A 1,011-nucleotide genomic window follows, 5' to 3' on the forward strand; every position below is an offset into this window, starting at 1 on the left:
GCGCCGGCCACCCGCCCGACCACGCTCCCGATCGGCCCGCCGAGCGCGGTCCCGACCGCCGCCCCCGCCGTGGACAGGATCAGCGTGGCCATGGCGAGCTCCGGGGCTTCAGTCTCGATGGGATTGCGCTTCAATCGAAAATCGCAGCGCAAGTGCTTCCCTCCCCTCTCTGCAGGGGAGGAACAGGGCTAGACTCCGAGGCGAACCGGCTCCTGGAGACTTCCCGCGCGCCACGCCCTCACCCCGCCACTGCGCCATCGCCACGCAGGCCGGGATGATCCACGCCCACGACCGCGCCGCGGTGACGGAGGTGGCCTTCACGCCGTGGTGGCGGCGGCCTCCGTCAGCGGGTCGGTGCCGGGGGCAGCCGATTCCGCCCAGGTGCCGGAATAGGGCGGCGGCGCCTCGGGCTCGTCGCCCAGAAGGCCGCGCCAGACGCCGCGCAGCAGGCCGAGGCAGTCGCAGCCGACGCCGATCAGCGAGGCCTGGTGCCGGTAGGGCGTGCCGAGCCAGAGCCGGGCCTCGGCCGCGACCGCGGCACCGTCGAGCGGGTCGCGCATGGGGCGTCCTTTCAGCGGAACAGCGAGCCGCCGTCGAGGCCGGGACCCGCGCCGGGAGCGTAGCGCACGACGAAATCGTTGCCCGGCATGTGCGGGAAGCCCTGGAAGTTCAGGGCGTTCGCGAAGATGCCGCGGCAGGTGGCGAGGCGCTTGTCGCAGCCGGCGACGAGGGTGAAGGCGTCGCCCGGCGCGATGCCGCGCGGCGGCGCCTCCCACAACTCGATCAGGGTGCCGAGATGCGTGCGCACGTCGCCGGACAGGCCGGCATTGGCGCCCGCGGTCCAGCTCAGGCGGCCGCCGCTGAACAGCCCGTCGGCGAAGGTGCCCGCGACCGCCGCGGACAAGGTGCCGGGCTCCGGCAGGCCGTCGACCGTGCCGTCGGTGCGGAACCGCGTGACGTCGACGCCGCAGCGGGCGTCGCCGAGGTCGGCGCCGCAGGTGGCGCGGTAGC

General features: G+C 74.7%; 1 protein-coding gene and 2 pseudogenes. 1 reads left to right on the forward strand and 2 read right to left on the reverse strand.

Translation table 11 applies throughout. From position 1 onward, the window contains the following. Positions 1–235 precede the first annotated feature (235 nt). Positions 236–337, forward strand: a pseudogene (locus FV223_RS32245) (peptidase P60); the annotation flags it as partial. On the opposite strand, the pseudogene FV223_RS28435 reads toward FV223_RS32245, so the two are convergent. Together FV223_RS28435 and FV223_RS28440 are read right to left on the reverse strand one after the other, a co-directional pair. After that, positions 330–560 (reverse strand): annotated as a pseudogene (locus FV223_RS28435) (peptidase P60); the annotation flags it as partial. The pseudogenes FV223_RS32245 and FV223_RS28435 overlap by 8 nt on opposite strands. 11 nt (positions 561–571) lie before the next feature. Beyond that, positions 572–1,011: phage BR0599 family protein (locus tag FV223_RS28440; RefSeq protein WP_187276293.1), on the reverse strand; the 440-nt coding region annotated here is incomplete at its 5' end.

The organism is Methylobacterium sp. WL116, from assembly GCF_008039455.1.
GTDB lineage: Bacteria > Pseudomonadota > Alphaproteobacteria > Rhizobiales > Beijerinckiaceae > Methylobacterium.